General features: G+C 62.7%; 23 protein-coding genes. 15 read left to right on the top strand and 8 right to left on the bottom strand.

Going from position 1 to position 21,063, the window contains the following annotated elements; genetic code table 11:
• Positions 1 to 2 precede the first annotated feature (2 nt).
• Both ABRP30_RS22890 and ABRP30_RS22885 read right to left on the bottom strand, forming a co-directional pair.
• The gene (locus ABRP30_RS22890) at positions 3 to 527 is read right to left on the bottom strand and encodes an HAD family hydrolase (protein WP_039604821.1); all 525 of its coding nucleotides are present in this window, start codon (positions 525 to 527) and stop codon (positions 3 to 5) included.
• Positions 528 to 542: 15 nt separating this feature from the next.
• Positions 543 to 1,517 carry an SIS domain-containing protein gene (locus tag ABRP30_RS22885; RefSeq protein WP_267818498.1) on the bottom strand — a complete coding sequence of 325 codons (975 nt, stop codon included), beginning with the start codon at positions 1,515 to 1,517 and terminating at the stop codon, positions 543 to 545.
• A gap of 247 nt (positions 1,518 to 1,764) precedes the next feature.
• On the opposite strand from ABRP30_RS22885, the gene ABRP30_RS22880 reads away from it, so the two are divergent.
• The 14 genes from ABRP30_RS22880 (at position 1,765) to ABRP30_RS22815 (ending at position 12,648) form a co-directional block, all read left to right on the top strand.
• Entirely contained in the window at positions 1,765 to 2,574 is an 810-nt protein-coding gene (locus ABRP30_RS22880) for an ATP-binding cassette domain-containing protein (RefSeq protein ID WP_241804240.1), read from the top strand.
• Complete coding sequence (gene mlaE, locus ABRP30_RS22875; RefSeq protein WP_012316068.1) at positions 2,574 to 3,371, top strand: lipid asymmetry maintenance ABC transporter permease subunit MlaE; 798 nt, start codon at positions 2,574 to 2,576, stop codon at positions 3,369 to 3,371. The genes ABRP30_RS22880 and mlaE overlap by 1 nt, the downstream gene beginning before the upstream one ends.
• On the top strand, positions 3,371 to 3,856 hold the full coding sequence (mlaD, locus tag ABRP30_RS22870) for an outer membrane lipid asymmetry maintenance protein MlaD (RefSeq protein ID WP_241804241.1): 486 nt from the start codon (positions 3,371 to 3,373) through the stop codon (positions 3,854 to 3,856). The genes mlaE and mlaD overlap by 1 nt, the downstream gene beginning before the upstream one ends.
• A gap of 9 nt (positions 3,857 to 3,865) precedes the next feature.
• Entirely contained in the window at positions 3,866 to 4,519 is a 654-nt protein-coding gene (locus ABRP30_RS22865) for a phospholipid-binding protein MlaC (protein ID WP_267818495.1), read from the top strand.
• Positions 4,516 to 4,818 (top strand): lipid asymmetry maintenance protein MlaB, encoded by a 303-nt coding sequence (locus ABRP30_RS22860; RefSeq protein ID WP_267818493.1) that lies wholly within the window; start codon positions 4,516 to 4,518, stop codon positions 4,816 to 4,818. The genes ABRP30_RS22865 and ABRP30_RS22860 overlap by 4 nt, the downstream gene beginning before the upstream one ends.
• 119 nt (positions 4,819 to 4,937) lie before the next feature.
• The gene (locus ABRP30_RS22855) at positions 4,938 to 5,177 is read left to right on the top strand and encodes a BolA family protein (RefSeq protein WP_003255121.1); all 240 of its coding nucleotides are present in this window, start codon (positions 4,938 to 4,940) and stop codon (positions 5,175 to 5,177) included.
• A 23-nt stretch (positions 5,178 to 5,200) separates the two neighbouring features.
• Positions 5,201 to 6,466: a UDP-N-acetylglucosamine 1-carboxyvinyltransferase gene (murA, locus tag ABRP30_RS22850; RefSeq protein ID WP_241804244.1), complete on the top strand. Its 1,266-nt coding sequence runs from the start codon at positions 5,201 to 5,203 to the stop codon at positions 6,464 to 6,466.
• A gap of 91 nt (positions 6,467 to 6,557) precedes the next feature.
• On the top strand, positions 6,558 to 7,193 hold the full coding sequence (gene hisG, locus ABRP30_RS22845) for an ATP phosphoribosyltransferase (protein WP_012316063.1): 636 nt from the start codon (positions 6,558 to 6,560) through the stop codon (positions 7,191 to 7,193).
• A 126-nt stretch (positions 7,194 to 7,319) separates the two neighbouring features.
• The gene (hisD, locus tag ABRP30_RS22840) at positions 7,320 to 8,645 is read left to right on the top strand and encodes a histidinol dehydrogenase (protein ID WP_267818490.1); all 1,326 of its coding nucleotides are present in this window, start codon (positions 7,320 to 7,322) and stop codon (positions 8,643 to 8,645) included.
• A gap of 2 nt (positions 8,646 to 8,647) precedes the next feature.
• A complete protein-coding gene (gene hisC, locus ABRP30_RS22835) occupies positions 8,648 to 9,694 on the top strand; it encodes a histidinol-phosphate transaminase (protein ID WP_267818488.1) in 1,047 nt (348 codons plus the stop codon).
• 112 nt (positions 9,695 to 9,806) lie between these two features.
• Entirely contained in the window at positions 9,807 to 10,457 is a 651-nt protein-coding gene (locus ABRP30_RS22830; RefSeq protein WP_267818486.1) for a FadR/GntR family transcriptional regulator, read from the top strand.
• A 13-nt stretch (positions 10,458 to 10,470) separates the two neighbouring features.
• Positions 10,471 to 11,751: an MFS transporter gene (locus ABRP30_RS22825; protein ID WP_267818484.1), complete on the top strand. Its 1,281-nt coding sequence runs from the start codon at positions 10,471 to 10,473 to the stop codon at positions 11,749 to 11,751.
• Between the two features lie 102 nt (positions 11,752 to 11,853).
• Entirely contained in the window at positions 11,854 to 12,324 is a 471-nt protein-coding gene (locus ABRP30_RS22820) for a nuclear transport factor 2 family protein (RefSeq protein WP_267818482.1), read from the top strand.
• A 36-nt stretch (positions 12,325 to 12,360) separates the two neighbouring features.
• Positions 12,361 to 12,648 (top strand): GIY-YIG nuclease family protein, encoded by a 288-nt coding sequence (locus ABRP30_RS22815; RefSeq protein ID WP_372490506.1) that lies wholly within the window; start codon positions 12,361 to 12,363, stop codon positions 12,646 to 12,648.
• Here ABRP30_RS22815 and yejK read toward each other — a convergent pair whose 3' ends face one another.
• A complete protein-coding gene (gene yejK, locus ABRP30_RS22810; protein ID WP_267818479.1) occupies positions 12,649 to 13,656 on the bottom strand; it encodes a nucleoid-associated protein YejK in 1,008 nt (335 codons plus the stop codon).
• A gap of 393 nt (positions 13,657 to 14,049) precedes the next feature.
• Here yejK and ABRP30_RS22805 point away from each other — a divergent pair, with 393 nt between their 5' ends.
• Positions 14,050 to 14,331, top strand: coding sequence for an HU family DNA-binding protein (locus tag ABRP30_RS22805; RefSeq protein WP_012316055.1), 282 nt, complete (start codon positions 14,050 to 14,052; stop codon positions 14,329 to 14,331).
• 51 nt (positions 14,332 to 14,382) lie between these two features.
• Here the strand turns inward: ABRP30_RS22805 and rlmF are convergent, their stop codons facing one another.
• From rlmF to ABRP30_RS22780, 5 genes are all read right to left on the bottom strand, one after another.
• On the bottom strand, positions 14,383 to 15,333 hold the full coding sequence (gene rlmF / locus ABRP30_RS22800; RefSeq protein ID WP_267818477.1) for a 23S rRNA (adenine(1618)-N(6))-methyltransferase RlmF: 951 nt from the start codon (positions 15,331 to 15,333) through the stop codon (positions 14,383 to 14,385).
• A 121-nt stretch (positions 15,334 to 15,454) separates the two neighbouring features.
• Positions 15,455 to 18,301: a valine--tRNA ligase gene (locus ABRP30_RS22795; RefSeq protein WP_267818475.1), complete on the bottom strand. Its 2,847-nt coding sequence runs from the start codon at positions 18,299 to 18,301 to the stop codon at positions 15,455 to 15,457.
• 138 nt (positions 18,302 to 18,439) lie between these two features.
• Complete coding sequence (locus ABRP30_RS22790; RefSeq protein ID WP_267818473.1) at positions 18,440 to 18,817, bottom strand: DNA polymerase III subunit chi; 378 nt, start codon at positions 18,815 to 18,817, stop codon at positions 18,440 to 18,442.
• A gap of 5 nt (positions 18,818 to 18,822) precedes the next feature.
• The gene (locus ABRP30_RS22785) at positions 18,823 to 19,251 is read right to left on the bottom strand and encodes a DNA polymerase III subunit chi (RefSeq protein ID WP_349974799.1); all 429 of its coding nucleotides are present in this window, start codon (positions 19,249 to 19,251) and stop codon (positions 18,823 to 18,825) included.
• Between the two features lie 51 nt (positions 19,252 to 19,302).
• Positions 19,303 to 20,796 (bottom strand): leucyl aminopeptidase, encoded by a 1,494-nt coding sequence (locus tag ABRP30_RS22780; RefSeq protein WP_349974798.1) that lies wholly within the window; start codon positions 20,794 to 20,796, stop codon positions 19,303 to 19,305.
• Positions 20,797 to 21,063 lie beyond the last annotated feature (267 nt).

The following is a 21,063-nucleotide window of genomic DNA, read 5'->3' as shown; positions in this document are numbered from 1 at the left end:
ACCTACAGGTAGTTGGCGTTGGCAGCGTCCAGGGTGCCCTGGGCCTGCATGATAAGCTCGCAGAACTCGCGAGCGGCACCCTCGCCACCGCGTGCCTGGGTCACGCCGTCGGCGTGCTGGCGAACGAAGGGTGCGGCGTTGGCCACGGCGATACCCAGGCCGACCTTGCGAATGACTGGCAGGTCTGGCAGGTCATCGCCCAGGTACGCGACCTGCTCATAGCTTAGGCCCAGTTCCGCGAGCAGGCCGTCGAGTACCACCAGTTTGTCCTCGCGGCCCTGGAACAGGTGGGGAATGCCGAGGTTTTTCGCGCGACGCTCGACCACCGGGGTCTTGCGTCCGCTGATGATCGCCGTGGTCACCCCCGACGCCATCAGCATCTTGATGCCTTGGCCGTCGAGCGTGTTGAACGTCTTGAATTCGCTGCCATCTTCGAGGAAATAAAGGCGGCCATCGGTGAGCACGCCGTCCACATCGAACACGGCAAGCTTGATGGCCTTGCCGCGCTGCATCAGGTTCTGGGTCATTTGCGTCGTTCTCATTTACATCACGCCTGCGCGCAGCAGGTCGTGCATGTTCAGGGCACCGACCGGGCGGTCGTCCTTGTCCACCACCACCAGGGCGCTGATCTTGTGGTCTTCCATGATCTTCAGGGCTTCGGCGGCGAGCATCTCGGCGCGGGCTGTCTTGCCGTGCACGGTCATGACCTGGTCGATCAGGGTGGTGTGCACGTCGATGTTGCGGTCCAGGCTGCGGCGCAGGTCACCGTCGGTGAAGATGCCGGCCAGCTTGCCGTTCGCTTCGGCGACCACGGTCATGCCCAGGCCTTTGCGGGACATTTCGAGGAGCGCGTCCTTGAGCAGCGTGCCACGTTGTACCTGAGGCAGGTCGGCGCCCGCGTGCATGACGTTCTCGACCTTGAGCAGCAGGCGGCGGCCCAGCGCGCCACCGGGGTGCGAGAAGGCGAAATCTTCTGCGGTAAACCCGCGCGCTTCGAGCAGGGCGATGGCCAGGGCGTCGCCCAGCACCAGTGCTGCGGTGGTCGATGAGGTGGGCGCCAGGTTCAGCGGGCACGCCTCATGGGCGACACGGGCGTCGAGGTTGACCTCGGCGGCCTGGGCCAGTGGCGAGTCGGGGTTGCCGGTCATGCTGATCAGCTGGATGCCCAGGCGCTTGATCAGCGGCAGCAAGGTGACGATTTCGGCGGTGCTGCCGGAGTTGGACAGGGCCAGGATGACGTCGCCACGGGTGATCATGCCCATGTCGCCATGGCTGGCTTCGGCCGGATGCACGAAAAACGCCGGCGTGCCGGTGCTGGCCAGGGTCGCGGCGATCTTGTTGCCGATGTGCCCAGACTTGCCCATGCCGACCACAACGACGCGGCCCTTGCTCGCCAGGATCAGCTCGCAGGCCTTGACGAAGTTGGCATCGATGCTGGCCGTCAAACCTTGTACGGCCTCGATTTCCAGGCGCAGGGTGCGCTGGGCGGACTGGATCAGCTCACTGGATTGGCTCATGTCGAAAAGCAATGCCTGATGAAAAGGCGGCGATTATAGCCGCAATGGAAAAAAGCCTCACCCTTTCGATTGTGCAATGAAAAGAAGTCGTAGCCTGTCGCTGGCCTGAACGACTCGCGCCATGGCCTTGGGGCCACCCTGTCAGCGGTGCTATAGTTCGCCGCTATTCGGCCCGCCAGGGGCGCGTGTGTCTTCACGATGAGGGCCGGCGTCCATTAGGACATGGCTGTACTAGCAAGGAGTCTAGATGAGTGTGGATAGCGCCTACGCGGTCGAGTTGAAGGGCGTCACCTTCAAGCGCGGTTCGCGCAGCATTTTCAGCAATGTCGACATACGCATTCCGCGTGGCAAGGTCACCGGCATCATGGGGCCGTCCGGGTGCGGCAAGACCACGCTGCTGCGCCTGATGGGCGCGCAGTTGCGTCCGTCCGTTGGTGAAGTCTGGGTCGCCGGGCAGAACCTGCCGAGCCTGTCGCGCAGCGACCTGTTCGATGCGCGCAAGCAGATGGGCGTACTGTTCCAGAGCGGTGCCCTGTTCACCGACCTCGATGTGTTCGAGAACGTCGCTTTCCCGCTGCGCGTGCACACCCAGTTGTCGGACGAGATGATCCGCGACATCGTGTTGATGAAATTGCAGGCCGTGGGTTTGCGCGGTGCCATCGATCTGATGCCCGACGAACTGTCCGGCGGCATGAAGCGGCGCGTGGCGCTGGCCCGGGCGATTGCGCTCGATCCGCAGATACTGATGTATGACGAGCCGTTCGTCGGCCAGGACCCGATCGCCATGGGGGTACTGGTGCGCCTGATCCGATTGCTCAATGATGCGCTGGGTATCACCAGCATCGTGGTATCCCACGACCTGGCCGAAACCGCCAGCATCGCCGACTACATCTACGTGGTCGGTGACGGCCAGGTGCTGGGCCAGGGTACGCCCGATGAGCTGATGGGCTCGGACAATCCACGCATTCGCCAGTTCATGAAGGGCGATCCGGACGGCCCTGTGCCATTCCATTTCCCTGCGCCAGACTACCGCGCCGATTTGTTGGGGGCGCGTTGATGCGCAGAAAATCCTTGCTTGAACGTATCCGCCTGTTCGGCCGCTCGGCGATCGACGTGTTGGCCGTGCTCGGGCGTTCCTGCCTGTTCCTGTTCCATGCACTGGTCGGTCGTGGCGGCATCGGCGGCGGCTTCCAGCTGCTGACCAAGCAGCTGTATTCGGTGGGCGTGCTGTCGCTGGCGATCGTCGCGGTGTCCGGTGTGTTCATCGGCATGGTGCTGGCACTGCAGGGGTACAGCATTCTGACCAAGTACGGTTCGGAGCAGGCGGTGGGGCAGATGGTCGCCCTGACCCTGCTGCGCGAGCTGGGGCCGGTGGTCACTGCCTTGCTGTTCGCCGGCCGGGCAGGTTCGGCGCTGACCGCCGAAATCGGCAACATGAAGTCTACCGAGCAGCTGTCGAGCCTCGAAATGATCGGTGTCGACCCGCTCAAGTACATCGTTGCGCCGCGCCTTTGGGCCGGTTTCATCTCGTTGCCGCTGCTGGCGCTGATCTTCAGCGTGGTCGGCATCTGGGGCGGCTCGTGGGTCGCCGTGGACTGGCTGGGCGTCTACGAAGGCTCGTTCTGGGCCAACATGCAGAACAGCGTTTCCTTTACCGATGACGTGCTCAACGGGCTGGTCAAGAGCCTGGTGTTCGCCTTCGTCACGACCTGGATCGCCGTATTCCAAGGGTATGACTGCGAGCCCACCTCAGAAGGGATCAGCCGTGCCACCACCAAGACCGTGGTTTATGCCTCGTTGGCTGTCCTGGGTCTGGACTTTATTCTGACCGCCTTGATGTTTGGAGATTTCTGATGCAAAACCGCACCCTGGAAATCGGTGTCGGCCTGTTCCTTTTGGCCGGGATCCTGGCGTTGCTGCTGCTGGCCCTGCGTGTCAGCGGGCTATCGGCCAGCCCGAGCAGCGATACCTACAAAGTTTACGCCTACTTCGACAATATCGCCGGTTTGACGGTCAGAGCTAAAGTGACCATGGCGGGTGTGACGATCGGCAAGGTCACCGCCATCGATCTGGACCGTGATTCCTACACTGGCCGGGTGACCCTGCAGTTGGACAGCAAAGTCGACAACCTGCCGACAGACTCCACTGCTTCGATCCTGACCGCCGGTCTGCTTGGCGAGAAATACATCGGTATCAGTGTCGGCGGCGAGGAAGAGGTGCTCAAGGATGGCGCAACCATCCATGACACCCAGTCGGCGCTGGTGCTGGAAGATCTGATTGGCAAGTTCCTGCTCAACACCGTGAGCAAGGAACCGAAAGAAGCACAACCGGCTAATTAAGGAGTTTCCATGATTTCGATCCTGCGACGTGGCCTGCTGGTCCTGCTGGCGGCCTTCCCTCTGCTGGCATTGGCAGCGCCCGGGCAGTCTCCGCACGAGGTGGTGCAGGGCACGACCAACGAATTGCTGGGTGACCTCAAATCCAACAAGGAGCAGTACAAGTCCAACCCGCAGGCCTTCTACGATGCGCTCAATCGCATCCTGGGCCCGGTGGTCGATGCCGACGGCATCTCGAAAAGCATCATGACCGTGAAGTACTCGCGCAAGGCCACGCCTGAGCAGATGCAGCGCTTTCAGGAAAACTTCAAGCGCAGCCTGATGCAGTTCTATGGCAACGCCCTGCTGGAGTACAACAACCAGGGCATTACCGTCGACCCGGCCCAGGCTAATGACGGCAAGCGCGCCAGCGTTGGCATGAAGGTGACTGGCAACAACGGCGCCGTGTACCCGGTGCAGTACACTCTGGAAAACCACGGTGGCGAGTGGAAGGTACGTAACGTCATCGTCAACGGTATCAACATCGGCAAGCTGTTCCGCGACCAGTTCGCCGACGCCATGCAGCGCAACGGCAACGACCTGGACAAGACCATCGACGGCTGGGCCGGCGAAGTGGCCAAGGCCAAGGAAGCCGCCGACTCTTCGCCCGAAAAGGCCGTTAAATGAGTGAGGGTGGCGTGAGCATGGCCGAGCCGGGCGTGTTGCGCCTGGTCGGTGTACTGGATTACCGCAGCGGCCCCGCCTTGCGCAAGCAAGGCAAGGCGTTGATCGAGGCTTCCCGCGAGCCACGCCTTATCATCGACTGCACCGCGGTGGAAAAATCTTCCAGTGTCGGTCTGTCGCTGCTCCTGGCGTTCATCCGCGATGGCCAAGCCGGCGGCAAGGCCTGTGAGGTACGCGGGATGCCCGACGACATGCGGGAAATCGCCGAGGTCTATGACCTCGATGAAGTGCTGGCGAGCTGATGGCTTGCCACTGATTGGAGGCCCCTCGGTCAGCGCACGCCCTCGGTGGGCTTCGCAGGCGAGGGGCTTTTTTGTATGATGGCTGACCCGTGCGCATCGGGCGCCGATTGAGGTTGAGCATGCAGGCCGTAGAAGTTAAGAGCTTCCTTGAAGAAAAATTGCCGGGATCCCGGGTCGAAGTTGAAGGCGAAGGCTGCAACTTCCAGTTGAACGTGATCAGCGACGAGTTGGCTGGCCTGAGCCCGGTCAAGCGTCAGCAGGCGATCTATGCTCACCTTAATCCCTGGATCGCCAACGGTAGCATCCATGCAGTAACCATGAAATTTTTCAGCAGCGCAGCCTGGGCTGAGCGCACCTGAGCCAACTTGGCGGCGAGACTCCAATGGACAAACTGATTATTACTGGCGGCGCTCGCCTTGACGGCGAGATCCGCATTTCGGGCGCGAAGAACGCGGCCCTGCCGATTCTGGCGGCGACTCTGCTGGCTGACGGCCCGGTCACCGTGGGCAACCTGCCACACCTGCACGACATCACCACCATGATCGAGCTGTTCGGCCGCATGGGCATCGAGCCTGTGATCGACGAAAAGCTGGCGGTGGAAATCGACCCACGTACCATCAAGACCCTGGTCGCGCCGTACGAGCTGGTCAAGACCATGCGCGCCTCGATCCTGGTGCTTGGCCCGATGGTTGCCCGGTTCGGCGAGGCCGAAGTAGCCCTGCCAGGCGGTTGCGCTATTGGTTCGCGGCCGGTCGACCTGCACATCCGCGGCCTGGAGGCCATGGGTGCCAAGATCGAAGTCGAAGGCGGCTACATCAAGGCCAAGGCGCCTGAAGGTGGCCTGCGCGGCGCGCACTTCTTCTTCGATACCGTCAGCGTGACCGGTACCGAAAACATCATGATGGCTGCTGCCCTGGCCAAGGGCCGCAGTGTGCTGCAGAACGCCGCACGCGAGCCGGAGGTGGTCGACCTGGCCAACTTCATCAACGCCATGGGCGGCAAAGTGCAAGGCGCTGGCACCGACACCATCACCATCGATGGCGTCGAGCGTTTGCATTCGGCCAACTACCGCGTGATGCCCGACCGTATCGAGACCGGTACTTACCTGGTCGCTGCGGCCGTCACCGGTGGCCGTGTCAAGGTCAAGGACACCGATCCGACCATCCTTGAAGCCGTGCTGGAAAAGCTCAAGGAAGCCGGTGCCGACCTGACCACCGGCGAGGACTGGATCGAGCTCAACATGCATGGCAAGCGGCCCAAAGCCGTCAACCTGCGTACCGCCCCGTACCCGGCGTTCCCGACCGACATGCAGGCGCAGTTCATCTCGCTCAACGCCATCGCCGAAGGCACCGGCGCGGTCATCGAGACGATCTTCGAGAACCGCTTCATGCACGTGTACGAAATGCACCGCATGGGCGCGCAGATCCAGGTCGAGGGCAATACCGCCATCGTGACCGGCGTGCCGGCACTCAAGGGTGCCCCGGTCATGGCCACCGACCTGCGGGCTTCCGCCAGCCTCGTGCTGTCAGCGCTGGTCGCCGAAGGCGATACCCTGATCGATCGCATTTATCACATCGACCGTGGTTACGAGTGCATCGAAGAGAAACTGCAGATGCTGGGTGCGAAGATCCGTCGCGTACCGGGCTAATGCCTCGTCGGCGCAAGGATGCGCCCATTGAATTGAACACGGCCGGGTCGATGACCGGGCCGGTTGTAGCCGCTTAAGGACCGACGTTCCAATGTTGACCATCGCGCTTTCCAAAGGCCGCATCCTCGACGATACCCTGCCGTTGCTGGCCGAGGCCGGTATCGTGCCGACCGAGAATCCGGACAAGAGCCGCAAGCTGATCATTCCCACCACCCAGGACGACGTACGGCTGCTGATCGTGCGCGCCACCGACGTGCCGACTTACGTCGAGCATGGTGCCGCCGACCTCGGTGTGGCGGGCAAGGACGTGCTGATGGAGTACGGCGGCCAGGGCTTGTATGAGCCGCTGGACCTGCAGATCGCCCGCTGCAAGCTGATGACCGCAGGCGTGGTCGGTGCGCCCGAGCCCAAGGGCCGCCTGCGCGTTGCAACCAAGTTCGTCAACGTAGCCAAGCGCTATTACGCCGAGCAAGGTCGCCAGGTCGACATCATCAAGCTGTACGGTTCGATGGAACTGGCGCCGCTGATCAATCTCGCCGACAAGATCATCGACGTCGTCGACACCGGCAACACGCTGCGCGCCAACGGCCTGGAGCCCCAGGACCTGATCGCCACGATCAGCTCGCGCCTGGTGGTCAACAAGGCGTCCATGAAGATGCAGCACGCCCGCATCCAGAGCCTGATCGACACCCTGCGTCAAGCTGTCGAATCGCGACACCGCGGCTGACTCGAACGCGCGACCTCTGCTGTCGCGCCCGTCTATCCGCGTCATAGCCACTTTTCTCGGGTGCCCGCGCGGATGGACTGGTAGCCTAGGGCGCCTGAGCATTCGCTAATAATCGAGGCCCTCGTCATGACCGTGTCTACTGCAATTGCCCGTCTCAACGCCGCTGATCCGGATTTCGCCCGACATCTGGATCATCTGCTGAGCTGGGAAAGTGTGTCCGATGACGCGGTCAACCAGCGCGTGCTCGACATCATCAAGGCCGTGCGTGAGCGCGGCGATGCGGCGCTGGTGGAATTCACCCAGCGTTTCGACGGCGTTGCCGCCAACAGCATCGAAGACCTGATCCTGGGTCGCGAGCGCCTGGAACTGGCCCTGACCCGCATCACCGACGCCCAGCGTACAGCCCTTGAGAAAGCCGCCGAGCGCGTGCGTATCTACCACGAGCGGCAGAAGCAGGACTCCTGGCAGTACACCGAGGCCGACGGTACCGTATTGGGCCAGAAGGTGACCCCGCTCGATCGCGCCGGCTTGTATGTACCTGGCGGTAAAGCGTCCTACCCGTCGTCGGTACTGATGAACGCCATCCCGGCCAAGGTCGCGGGTGTGGCTGAAGTGGTCATGGTGGTGCCGACGCCGCGCGGTGAAGTCAACGAGCTGGTACTGGCTGCTGCCTGCATTGCGGGTGTCGACCGCGTGTTCACCGTGGGTGGTGCTCAAGCAGTCGCGGCCCTGGCCTATGGCACCGAGAGCGTGCCGCAGGTGGACAAGATCGTCGGCCCAGGCAACATCTACGTGGCCACCGCCAAGCGTCATGTGTTTGGCCAGGTCGGTATCGACATGATCGCCGGCCCTTCGGAAATCCTCGTGGTGTGTGACGGCCAGACGGACCCCGACTGGATCGCCATGGACCTGTTCTCCCAGGCCGAACACGACGAAGACGCCCAGGCCATCCTGGTCAGCCCGGATGCCGGGTTCCTCGACCGTGTGGCCGCCAGTATCGACAAGCTGATGCCAACCATGGAGCGCGCCGAGATCATCGAGAAATCGATCAATGGCCGGGGCGCGTTGATCCAGGTGCGCGACATGCAGCAAGCCATCGAGGTGGCCAACCGTATTGCCCCTGAACACCTGGAACTGTCGGTCGCCGATCCGCAGGCCTGGCTGGGGCAGATCCGGCACGCCGGCGCTATCTTCATGGGCCGTCACACCAGCGAGGCGCTCGGCGACTACTGCGCCGGCCCCAACCATGTGCTGCCGACGTCCGGTACCGCGCGTTTCTCGTCGCCACTGGGGGTTTATGACTTCCAGAAGCGTTCGTCGATCATCTTCTGCTCCGAGCAGGGGGCCTCCGAGCTGGGCCACACCGCCTCGGTCCTGGCCCGTGGCGAGTCCCTGACCGCCCACGCCCGCAGCGCCGAATACCGTATCCTGACCCAAGACAAGGGGAACTGAGCATGAGTCGATTCTGGAGCCCCTTCGTCAAGGACCTGGTGCCTTACGTCCCCGGTGAACAGCCCAAGCTGGCCCGGTTGGTCAAGCTCAACACCAACGAAAACCCCTATGGCCCGTCGCCCAAGGCCCTGGAAGCCATGCGCGGCGAGCTGAACGACAACCTGCGTTTGTACCCGGACCCTAACGGTGACCGGCTCAAGCAGGCGGTGGCCGAGTATTACGGCGTTACCACTGGGCAGGTGTTCGTGGGCAACGGCTCGGACGAAGTGCTGGCGCACATTTTCCACGGCCTGTTCCAGCACGGTGGCCCGCTGTTGTTCCCGGACATCAGCTACAGCTTTTACCCCGTGTACTGCGGCCTGTATGGCATCCCGTTCGAGCCGGTGGCGCTGGATGACCAGTTCCAGATCCGTGTCGAGGACTACCACAAGCCCAATGCCGGGATCATCTTCCCCAACCCGAACGCGCCGACCGGTTGCCTGTTGCCGCTGCAGGCGATCGAGCAGCTGTTGCAGGCCAACCGCGACTCGGTGGTGGTGGTGGATGAAGCCTATATCGACTTTGGTGGCCAGACGGCGATCAGCCTGGTTAACCGCTACGACAACCTGCTGGTGACCCAGACCTTGTCCAAGTCGCGCTCGCTGGCCGGCCTGCGGGTCGGCCTGGCGGTAGGGCACCCGGACCTCATCGAGGCGCTGGAGCGGATCAAGAACAGCTTCAACTCCTACCCGCTGGACCGCATGGCGATCGTCGGCGCTGCTGCAGCGTTCGAGGACCAGGCGTACTTCGAAGACACCTGCTGCAAGGTGATCGAAAGCCGTGAGGCACTGGTTGAACAGTTGACTGCCAAGGGCTTCGAGGTGCTGCCATCGGCGGCCAACTTCATCTTCGCCCGCCACCCGCAGGAGGATGCGGCGCAGCTGGCGGCGCGCCTGCGTGAGCAAGGTGTGATTGTGCGCCACTTCAAGCAACAGCGGATTGCTCAGTTCCTGCGTATCACCATTGGTACGCCAGACATGAACCAGGCGCTGATCGACGCGTTGAACTGATACCCAAAGGGGCCGCACTGCGGCCCCTTTGGTTTGGCCGGCACGCTGATTTGATCTGCTATCCACGCTGGCTTAACATACGCAAATTCGTCGGATGATTGGTTGAATAGGCATGGGCAATGAATTGGCCAAGCGATCCTTGGTCGAGCTCGCGGTGGAGCGCATGCGTGAGCGCATTCTCCAAGGTGACTGGCGGGTAGGGCAGCGCTTGCCCACCGAGCCGGAGCTGGCCCTGGAATTGGGCATCAGCCGCAATACCGTGCGTGAGGCCATGCGCGTGCTCGCCTTCAGTGGCCTGGTGGAAATCCGCCAGGGCGATGGCAGCTACCTGCGTACTTGCCTGGACCCACTGCAGGCGGTCCAGGCAATGTCGCGCTGCACGCTGGAACAGGCGAGGGAAACGCGGCACATCCTGGAAACCGAGGCGATAGGCTTGGCAGCACTGCGCCGCACCGACGACGACTTGCGTGCCCTGCGCATCGCGTTGCAGGGCAGCGCCGAACATTTTCATGGTGATGTGGATGCTTACGTCAGTTGCGACCTGGCGTTTCACCAACGCCTTATCGACGCTGCTCACAACCCGGCGCTAAGCGAGTTGTACCGCTATTTCTCGGGTGTCGTGGCTGCCGCGTTGCAGCACAACATGGCCACTGTCCCGCGCTGCCAGGCCACCTTCGATCTGCATGGTCAGATCCTCGACGCCATCGAACAACGCGATCCGGAGCGGGCCAAGAGCCTGAGCCGGACCCTCATCGAATCCTGACCACGAGAAGGCCATGGCTGAACCAATGACCCGTGACACACCTGCCCGCGAGCGCGAGCTGGATGAACTGCTGATCGATGCCGAAGCCGATGATGCGCAAGTGCAGGGCCGGCCTGTGGTGCTGCAGCGGCCCTGGTTGCTGTTGTTGGGCCTGGTACTGGTTGCCTTGAACCTGCGCCCGGCGCTGTCCAGCATGGCCCCGGTACTTGGCCTGGTCAGTGAAAGCCTTGGCCTCAGTGCCTCTGAAGCGGGGCTGCTGACGACCTTGCCAGTGCTCTGCCTGGGGCTGTTCGCGCCCCTTGCACCGCTGCTTGCGCGGCGTTGGGGCAGCGAGCGGGTGATCCTCGGCATCTTGCTGACGCTGGCGCTGGGCATCGTGCTGCGCAGTGCGTTGGGTACCACCGGGGTATTTCTTGGCAGCATCATGGCCGGCGCCAGCATTGGCATCATCGGCGTGCTGTTGCCTGGTATCGTCAAGCGTGATTTTCCCAGCCACGCCGGCACCTTGACGGGGGTCTACACCATGGCCCTTTGCCTGGGCGCAGCCATGGCGGCAGGCGCCACGGTGCCGCTGACCGAGCACTTGCACGGCAGTTGGGCCTTGGGCCTGGGGTTCTGGATGATCCCGGCATTGCTGGCCATGCTGGTCTGGTCGCCCCAGGCGCACCAAGGGCACGGCATGCACAAGGTGGCTTACCGGGTGAAAGGGCTGTGGCGTGATCCGCTGGCCTGGCAGGTAACCCTGTACATGGGCCTGCAGTCATCGCTGGCCTACATCGTGTTCGGCTGGTTGCCGTCTATCCTCATCGGCCGTGGCCTGAGCCCGACCGAGGCGGGCCTGGTGCTCTCCGGTTCGGTGATCGTGCAACTGGTCAGCTCGCTGAGTGCGCCCTGGCTGGCCACACGGGGCAAAGACCAGCGGTTGGCAATCGTGCTGGTCATGCTCATCACCCTCGCCGGCCTGTTCGGTTGCCTGTATGCGCCGCTGTCTGGTCTGTGGGGCTGGGCGGTGCTGCTGGGGCTGGGGCAGGGCGGTACGTTTGCCTTGGCGCTGACGCTGATCGTGCTGCGCTCCAAAGACGCCCACGTGGCGGCCAACCTGTCGAGCATGGCCCAGGGCGTGGGCTACACCCTTGCCTCGATGGGCCCCTTTGCCGTGGGGTTGGTGCATGACATGACGGGCGGCTGGGCCGCCGTGGGCTGGATCTTTGCCGTGCTGGGCGTGGGAGCCATTGTGTTCGGCCTTGGGGCGGGGCGGGCGCGGCATGTCAACGTGAGCAGCGAAAGGCTTTGAGGCGTGCAGTGATCCAGCCTGCATTCACGTTGCAAATGGGCATGGCATTGCCGCTGCCCACAGATTATCGTGCAGCTTTCCATTCCCAGGACGGGCCTGCCCATGAGCGATGCCAACCGTGACCTGATCACCCGCTTCTATCAAGCTTTCCAGCGCCTGGACGCTGAAGCGATGGTGGCTTGCTACAGCGAGGACATCGTCTTCAGTGACCCGGTTTTCGGTACCCTGCGCGGCCGTGATGCCGGTGACATGTGGCGGATGCTCACCACACGGGCCAAGGATTTCTCTCTGACATTCGACCATGTCCGCGCAGACGAGCGCAGCGCCTGCGCACATTGGGTGGCGACGTACCTGTTCAGCCAGACCGGCCGTACCGTGGTCAACGATATTCAGGCGCGCTTCGTCATCCGCGACGGGTTGATCTGCCAGCACGATGACAGCTTCGACCTGTGGCGCTGGTCGCGTCAGGCGTTGGGTGCCCCCGGTGTGTTGCTGGGGTGGTCGCCCATGCTGCAGAACAAAGTGCGCCAGCAGGCATTCAAAGGGCTGCGTGCGTTTCAGCAGGCGAAGTGAGCGGTTAAGCTGTGCGCTTCGCAGCCAGGCACAAGCATCGTGAGCGACGTATCGGAAAAACCCATCTGCAAACCTTGGTATGTCTACCTGGTGCGCGCTGCCAATGGATCGCTGTACTGCGGCATCAGTGATGATCCGCAGCGGCGTTTCGTGGCGCATCAGAAAGGGCAGGGGGCGCGGTATTTCAAGACCAGCCCGGCGCAGGCGCTGGTCTACGTCGAGCAATGGCCGGACAAGGGCGAGGCATTGCGCCAGGAGCGCCTGGTGAAGAAGTTGCGCAAAGCAGCCAAGGAGGCGTTGGTCGCCTCCTATGCCAACGGTTGATCAGTCCTTGCGGCGCTTGAGCTGGTCCACCAGCTGCGTCGGCAGGCCTTTGATGATCAGTGTACCCGCCGCCTCGTCATACTCCACCTTGTCCCCCAGCAGATGCGCTTCGAAGCTGATCGACAGGCCTTCGGCACGCCCGGTGAAGCGGCGAAACTGGTTGAGGGTACGTTTGTCCGCCGGGATCTCTGGCGACAGGCCGTAGTCCTTGTTGCGGATATGGTCGTAGAAGGCCTTGGGGCGGTCTTCGTCGATCAGGCTGGACAGCTCTTCCAAGGTTACCGGCTCGCCCAGTTTGGTCTGGGTGGTGGCGTAGTCGACCAGGGTCTGGGTCTTTTCGCGTGCGGCTTCTTCCGGCAGGTCCTCGCTTTCAACGAAGTCGCTGAACGCCTTGAGCAGGGTACGGGTTTCGCCTGGGCCGTCGACGCCTTCCTGGCAGCCGATGAAGTCACGGAAGTAGTCCGAAACCTTCTTGCCATTCTTGCCCTTGATGAACGAGATGTACTGCTTGGAGTTCTGGTTGTTCTTCCACTCCGACAAGTTGATACGTGCCGCCAGGTGCAACTGGCCCAGGTCCAGGTGCCGCGAAGGCGTCACATCCAGCTCGGCGTTCACCGCCACGCCTTCGCTGTGGTGCAGCAGAGCGATGGCCAGGTAGTCGGTCATGCCTTGCTGGTAGTGGGCAAACAGGATGTGGCCGCCAGTGGACAGGTTGGATTCTTCCATCAGTTTTTGCAGATGCTCAACGGCAACGCGGCTGAAGGCGGCAAAGTCCTTTTCTTCTTCCAGGTACTGCTTGAGCCAGCCGCTCAGCGGGTAGGCGCCGGATTCACCGTGGAAGAAGCCCCAGGCTTTGCCCTGCTTGGCGTTGTAGCTGTCGTTGAGGTCGGCCAGCAGGTTTTCGATAGCGTCCGATGCACCCAGCTCGGTATCCCGTGCGTGGAGCACGGCGGGGCTGCCATCGGGCTTCTTGTCGATCAGGTGAACGATGCAATGACGGATTGGCATGGAATTCTCGGTCAGTCGTGGGCGGCCAGGCGCCGCGCTGCAAAAGTGGGGAAGTTTACCGCAGACGGCAGGTGATGCAGTGGCCGGATGTTGGCAGAAATGCCGGTTGTTGTTTTTTTGTTCAATTTTTAGCGAATTTGGCTAAAACCCCCGAAAAACCTGCACTAAATTGAAGCGAGCAGCGGATATTTATCCATTCCTGTGGTAGCTTTGCGCGGTCTTGCGCACCTCGGGTGGCGCATTGCTGGCAGCGCACTTGCGCCGTGTCGAACCAAACGCCGATTTGTGCATCTACATGCCCGATTGGCGCGGCCCTCCAGACTTCAGGGGCTGGCCCGATAACGTCGTAGAGCGCTGCATAACCACTGAATTTGATAGGGAAGGAACACCACCATGGCATTGACCAAAGACCAACTGATTGCCGATATCGCCGAGTCGATCGCTCAGCCGAAAGCCACCGCCAAAAACGCTCTGGAGCAACTGGGCCAGATCGTTGCCGACCAGCTGGAAAACGGCGCTGAAATCACTCTGCCAGGCATCGGCAAGCTGAAAGTCTCCGAGCGTCCTGCCCGTACCGGCCGCAACCCTTCGACTGGCGCCGCCATCGAAATCGCTGCCAAGAAAGTCGTCAAGTTCGTGCCGGCCAAGTCGCTGACCGACGCTATCAACAAGTAATTCGTTGATGCATTGACGAAACCGCGCCCGGCTTGCCCGGGCGCGGTTTTTTCATGCCTGTGATTTGCGTCGGGCGTTCCAGGCCTGGCGTTGGCCATGGTCGTGGAAGCTCCACGCAACCATACGGCTTTGTTTCTGCCCCTGGCCCATCTCAACGATGCGTACGGCCTTGGCCCCGGCTTTTTTCAGCGCCGCTTCGATGCCCGGCAGGTTGCTGGCCTTGGACACCAGGCTGGTGAACCACAATACCTGCAAGGCGTACTGCACGCTTTCGCCAACCAGCTGGCTGACGAAGCGGATCTCGCCACCTTCACACCACAGCTCGTTGTTCTGCCCGCCGAAGTTGAGCACGGGCAGCTTGCGCTTGGGGTCCTGTTTACCGAGGTTCTTCCACTTGCGCTGGCTACCGCGGGTGGCTTCGTCGCGGGAGGCGTGGAAGGGCGGGTTGCACAAGGTCAGGTCGAAGCGTTCGTCTTCCTCCAGCAGGCCACCGAGAATGAGCTTGGGATCGTTCTGTTGGCGCAGTGCGATGGCCTTGCTCAGCGTGTTGGCCTGAACGATGGCCTTGGCCGAGGCCAGTGCCACTGGGTCGATGTCCGAGCCAAGGAAGCGCCAGCGGTAATCGCTGTGGCCGAGCAGCGGGTAGATGCAGTTGGCACCCACGCCAATGTCCAGGGCGCGCACCTGAGCGCCTTTGGGCACTTCACCTGCGTTGTCCTCGGCCAGCAGGTCGGCGGCGACGTGAATGTAGTCGGCGCGGCCGGGTATCGGCGGGCACAGGTAATCGGCGGGAATGTCCCAGTGCTGGATGCCGTACTGGGCCTTGAGCAAGGCGCGGTTGAACACCCGCACGGCTTCGGGGTTGGCGAAGTCGATGCTGGGTTTACCGTGAGGGTTGGTGATGGTGAAACGAGCCAGGTCCGGGTGGGCCTTGATCAGGCTGGGGAAGTCGTAGCGCCCCTGATGGCGGTTGCGCGGGTGCAGGGTGGGTTTCTGGGTCATGGTGGGTGTCCTGAAAAAGCATCGCCGGCAAGCCGGCTCCCCCAGGTACACCACTGTACGTGTTGGAGCCGGCATGCCGGCGATGGGCTGCCAAAGCAGCCCGCGATGGCTTCACTTTAGGTTACAGCGCAGCGATCCGCGCATGCTGTTCGGTGAAGTTGGCCAGGGCCTGCTCGGCCTCTGCCAGCTTGGCGCGCTCCTTCTCGATCACCGCAGGCGGTGCCTTGTCGACGAAGGCAGCATTCGACAGCTTGCCGCCGACGCGTTGCACTTCACCTTGCAGGCGCTGGATTTCCTTGTTCAGGCGAGCCAGCTCGGCGTCCTTGTCGATCAGGCCAGCCATCGGTACCAGCACCTGCAGATCGCCCACCAGTGCGGTGGCCGACAGCGGCGCTTCTTCGGCCTCGCCGAGCACGGTGAACGACTCGACCTTGGCCAGCTTCTTGAGCAGGGCTTCGTTTTCCTGCAGGCGGCGCTGGTCGTCGGCGTTGGCGTTCTTCAGGAACAGTGGCAGGGGCTTGCCCGGGCCGATGTTCATTTCGGCGCGGATGTTACGCAGGCCGACCATCAGTTCCTTGAGCCATTCGATATCGCCTTCGGCGGCGGCATCGATGCGGCTTTCATTGGCCACTGGCCACGGCTGCAGCATGATGGTCTTGCCGTTGATGCCTGCCAGCGGCGCGATGCGCTGCCAGATTTCTTCGGTGATGAACGGCATGAACGGATGAGCCAGGCGCAGCGCCACTTCCAGCACGCGCACCAAGGTGCGACGGGTGCCGCGCGCGCGCTCTACCGGAGCGTTTTCGTCCCACAGTACCGGCTTGGACAGTTCCAGGTACCAGTCGCAGTACTGGTTCCAGATGAACTCGTACAGGGCTTGGCTGGCCAGGTCGAAACGGAACTGCTCGAGCTGGCGGGTCACTTCGGCTTCGGTGCGTTGCAGCTGCGAGATGATCCAGCGGTCGGCAAGCGACAGCTCGCAGGCTTCGCCGTTCTGCCCGCAGTCCTCGCCCTTGTCCAGCACATAGCGGGCAGCGTTCCAGATCTTGTTGCAGAAGTTGCGATAGCCTTCGACGCGGCCCATGTCGAACTTGATGTCGCGGCCAGTGGAGGCCAGCGAGCAGAAGGTGAAGCGCAGGGCGTCGGTGCCGTAGCTGGCGATGCCTTCTGGGAACTCGGCTTTGGTCTGCTTGGCGATCTTCTCGGCCAGCTTGGGCTGCATCATGCCGCTGGTGCGTTTTTCCAGCAGGGCGTCCAGGGTGATGCCGTCAACGATGTCCAGTGGGTCGAGCACGTTGCCCTTGGACTTGGACATCTTCTGGCCCTGGCCGTCACGTACCAGGCCGTGCACATACACGGTCTTGAACGGGACCTGCGGGGTGCCATCCTCGTTCTTGATCAGGTGCATGGTCAGCATGATCATCCGGGCAACCCAGAAGAAGATGATGTCAAAGCCAGTGACCAGCACGTCGGTGGAGTGGAATTTCTTGAGGAATTCGGTCTGTTCCGGCCAGCCCAGGGTGGAGAAGGTCCACAGGCCCGAGCTGAACCAGGTGTCGAGCACGTCGTCGTCCTGGCGCAGTACCACGTCGGCGCCCAGGTTGTGCTTGGTGCGCACTTCGGCTTCGTTGCGGCCGACATAGACCTGGCCGGCCTCGTCGTACCACGCCGGGATCCGGTGGCCCCACCACAGCTGACGACTGATGCACCAATCCTGGATGTCGCGCATCCAGGAGAAATACATGTTTTCGTACTGCTTGGGCACGAACTGGATGCGGCCATCTTCAACGGCGGCAATCGCAGGTTCGGCCAGCGGCTTGGTGGAAACGTACCACTGGTCGGTCAGCCACGGCTCGATGATGGTGCCGGAGCGGTCGCCTTTCGGTACTTTCAGTGCATGGTCGTCGATGCTGACCAGCAGGCCCTGAGCGTCCAGGTCGGCGACGATCTGCTTGCGCGCAACGAACCGGTCCAGGCCTGCGTACTGGGCGGGCAGGCGGGTGTCCGCCTGCTCATTGACGCTGCCATCGAGGTTGAATGCCTGGGCGGCGGGCAGCACCAGGGCGTTCTTGTCGAAGATGTTGAGCAGCGGCAGGTTGTGGCGCTTGCCGACTTCATAGTCATTGAAGTCGTGGGCCGGGGTGATCTTCACGCAGCCTGTGCCGAACTCGGGGTCGCAGTAGTCATCGGCGATGATCGGGATGCGGCGGCCGACCAGCGGCAATTCGACGAATTTGCCGATCAGGGCCTGGTAGCGCTCATCGTTCGGGTTGACCGCTACCGCCGCATCGCCCAGCAGGGTTTCCGGGCGAGTGGTGGCAACCACCAGGTAATCCTGGCCATCGGCAGTTCTGGCGCCGTCGGCCAGCGGGTAACGCAGGTTCCACAGGTGGCCTTTCTCGTCATGGTTTTCCACTTCGAGGTCGGAGATGGCCGTGTGCAGCTTGGTGTCCCAGTTGACCAGGCGCTTGCCACGGTAGATCAGGCCGTCTTCATGCAGGCGAACGAAGGCTTCCTTGACCGCTTCGGACAGGCCGTCATCCATGGTGAAGCGTTCGCGGCTCCAGTCCACCGACGAGCCCAGGCGACGGATCTGCCGGCTGATATTGCCGCCGGACTGCTCTTTCCATTCCCAGACCTTGTCCAGGAAGGCTTCACGGCCGAGGTCGTGACGGTTCTGGCCCTTGGCTTCGAGCTGGCGCTCGACCAGCATCTGGGTGGCGATACCGGCGTGGTCGGTACCTGGCTGCCACAGGGTGTCGCGGCCTTGCATGCGACGGAAACGGATCAGAGCGTCCATGATCGCGTTGTTGAAACCGTGGCCCATGTGCAGGCTGCCCGTCACGTTCGGTGGCGGGATCATGATGGTGTAGGACTCACCTGCACCTTGTGGAGCGAAATAGTTCTCGGACTCCCAGGTGTTGTACCAGGAAGTTTCGATGGCGTGCGGCTGGTAGGTCTTATCCATGCGCGGCGGGACCCTGTGCATTAATTCGGGAAAGCCGGGAAGTATAACGGAGCTGCGAGCTTCAAGCGACAAGCTGCAAGACCTATGGGCACTCTTCACGGGGTAAACCCGCGAAGAATCCGCCGCGTTTGGCAAGGCTTACTCAGAGCGCTTGATCAGCCGCTCGATACGCGCATCGAGCCGGCGCTTGATCTCGGTTTCGATATGCGGGGTGAAGTCGTTGATCACGTCCTGCATGATCAATTGCGCTGCGGCGCGTAGCTCGGCTTCCAGGTGCAGCAGGGTGTCCTGGCGGCGGGTCTGCGGGTTTTCTTCGGGCTCCGCTTCGGCCGGTGCGGCAGCCGCCTCAGGTGCTGGCAGGGTGTTGCCGGCCGGGGTATCGAGCAGCAGCGGAATCTGCTCCACCGTCTCGGTGAGCAGCGGTGGTTGCAGGTCGGCGTCGCCCAGCAGCTGGCGGATCGACTCGAGGTCGTCAAGCAGATGGGCGGAATCGGGTAGGGCGGAAGGCTTGTCCATCGTCGTCAAAGTCGCTGTAAGCGGTGGTCTTGCAGAGCATAGCCCTGTTCGCGGTAGAAACGGAATCGTTCGCGGGCCGATTGGCGGATATCCGCTTGCTCGACGACGATTTCGGCAACCCGCTCGAATTGCCCGACAAAGCCGGGCACAGCAGCGCCCAGGTTTATCAGCAGATCCCGGTGCTCGCCGGCGTTGTCGGCCAAACCCAAGGCCACGGTGGCGTCAGCGTGGGCCTCTGCCAGGTCGTGGGGTACGAACGCTTCGCCGTTGAACTGCCACAGGCGTTGGTCCAGCTCGCCGCGCTGTTCGGCATCCTGGCAATGCAGGTAGACCCGGTGCCCGAGGCGCCACGCCTTCTCGCACAGCTTGCAGGCGAAATCCAGCCGTGCCGACAGCGAGTCGGTGGGCAGGATGTAGAAATCGACTTTACTCATGGTTCGCTCCGTCGGCCGGTGACGCCATGGGGCATCACCGGCCTCACGGCATCAGGCGCTGGCGCGGTCGAGCAGGTACTGGGTCAGCAGCGGCACCGGCCGGCCAGTGGCGCCCTTGTCCTTGCCCCCACTGACCCAGGCGGTGCCGGCGATGTCCAGGTGCGCCCAGTTGTAGGCCTTGGCGAACCGCGACAGGAAGCAGGCTGCGGTGATGGTGCCGGCCTTCGGCCCACCGATGTTGGCGATGTCGGCGAACGGGCTGTCCAGTTGCTCCTGGTACTCATCGAACAGCGGCAGCTGCCAGGCGCGGTCGTCGGCACGCTTGCCGGCATCGAGCAACTGGCCGATCAGCTCGTCGTTGTTGCCCAGCAGGCCAGCAGTGTGGCTGCCGAGGGCCACGATGCACGCGCCGGTCAGGGTGGCGATGTCGATCACCGCTTGTGGCTTGAAGCGTTCGGCGTAGGTCAGTGCATCGCACAGCACCAGGCGGCCTTCAGCGTCGGTGTTGAGGATTTCAACGGTCTGCCCGCTCATGGTGGTGACGATGTCGCCAGGCCGGGTGGCGTTGCCGCTCGGCATGTTCTCGGCGCAGGCCAGGATGCACACCAGGTTGATCGGTAGCTTCAGTTCGAGCACGGCGCGCAGGGTGCCGAACACGCTGGCGGCGCCACACATGTCGTACTTCATTTCGTCCATGCCGGCGCCGGGCTTGAGGCTGATGCCGCCGGTGTCGAAGGTGATGCCTTTACCGACCAGCACGAAGGGTTTGTCGCTCTTCTTGGCGCCCTGGTATTGCAGGACGATCAGGCGTGGCGGCTGCTCGCTGCCCTGGCCGACCGCGTAGAACGCGCCCATGCCCAGGTCCTTGATCTTCTTTTCGTCGAAGATTTCGACCTTGAGGCCTTTGTGAGCCTTGCCCAGCTCCTTGGCCTGCTCGGCCAGGTAGCTTGGGTGGCAGAGGTTTGGCGGCAGGTTGCCCAGGTCGCGGGTGAAGGCCATGCCGGTGGCGATGGCGGTGGCGTGGCTTGCCGCCCGCTCCACTTCGGCCAGGCCGGCCTTGTCGGTCAGCAGGGTGACCTTTTTCAGCGCGCGTGGCTCGGCTTTCTGGCTCTTGAAGCGGTCGAACACGTACTCGCCATCGAGCAGGGTTTCGGCCAGCAGGCGATATTTGCCGTAGTGGGCATCACGGTTGCTGACGGCGATGTCGTCCAGTGCCAGCACCGCGTCGCTGCCGTTGAGGCCTTTCAGTACGCCGGCAACGCTGGTGACCAGTTTGCGCCAGGCGCGGTCACCGAGGGCGTCGTCCTTGCCGCTGCCCACCAGCAGTACGCGCTCGGCCTTCAGGCCAGGCAGGCTTTGCAGCAGCAGCGTCTGGCCAGGCTTGCCTGCCAGGTCGCCACGCTTGAGCATGGCACTGATGGCGCCGTCGGTGGCCAGGTCTACAGCTTTGGCAACGGCGCCGAGCTTGCGCCCTTCGCCGACCGGTACGACCAGGGTGGCAGTTTTTACGGATGCAGCAGCTACGCTTTTTACAACCAGTTCCATGTCAGGGTCCCCGAATGATCTGTGCAGTTGGCGCTTTGTGTACTTGCGCTCTGGGCGGGCCTGGCCGCGTGGTCGCGCGCCAGTGGAAAAGCTGCCAGTTTGAGCCTGCGGCAAGCGTGCTGACAACCCCGTTGTCAGCCTGGATGCGCGGCCAAGTGACAGGCGCGGTCAATCACAGGATAATGCGCGCACTTTACAAGGAGGTTCGCCCCTGGCGAACCGGCATTGGTCTTGGCTGTCGTAAGCCTTTGTTTGGCAGTCCGCCCC

Origin of the sequence: Pseudomonas sp. WHRI 8519 (assembly GCF_040224055.2) — a bacterium.
Classification (GTDB): Bacteria; Pseudomonadota; Gammaproteobacteria; order Pseudomonadales; family Pseudomonadaceae; genus Aquipseudomonas; species Aquipseudomonas putida_X.
Note: the sequence above shows the minus strand (reverse complement) of the source record. Positions and strands in the feature narration are given on the sequence as shown.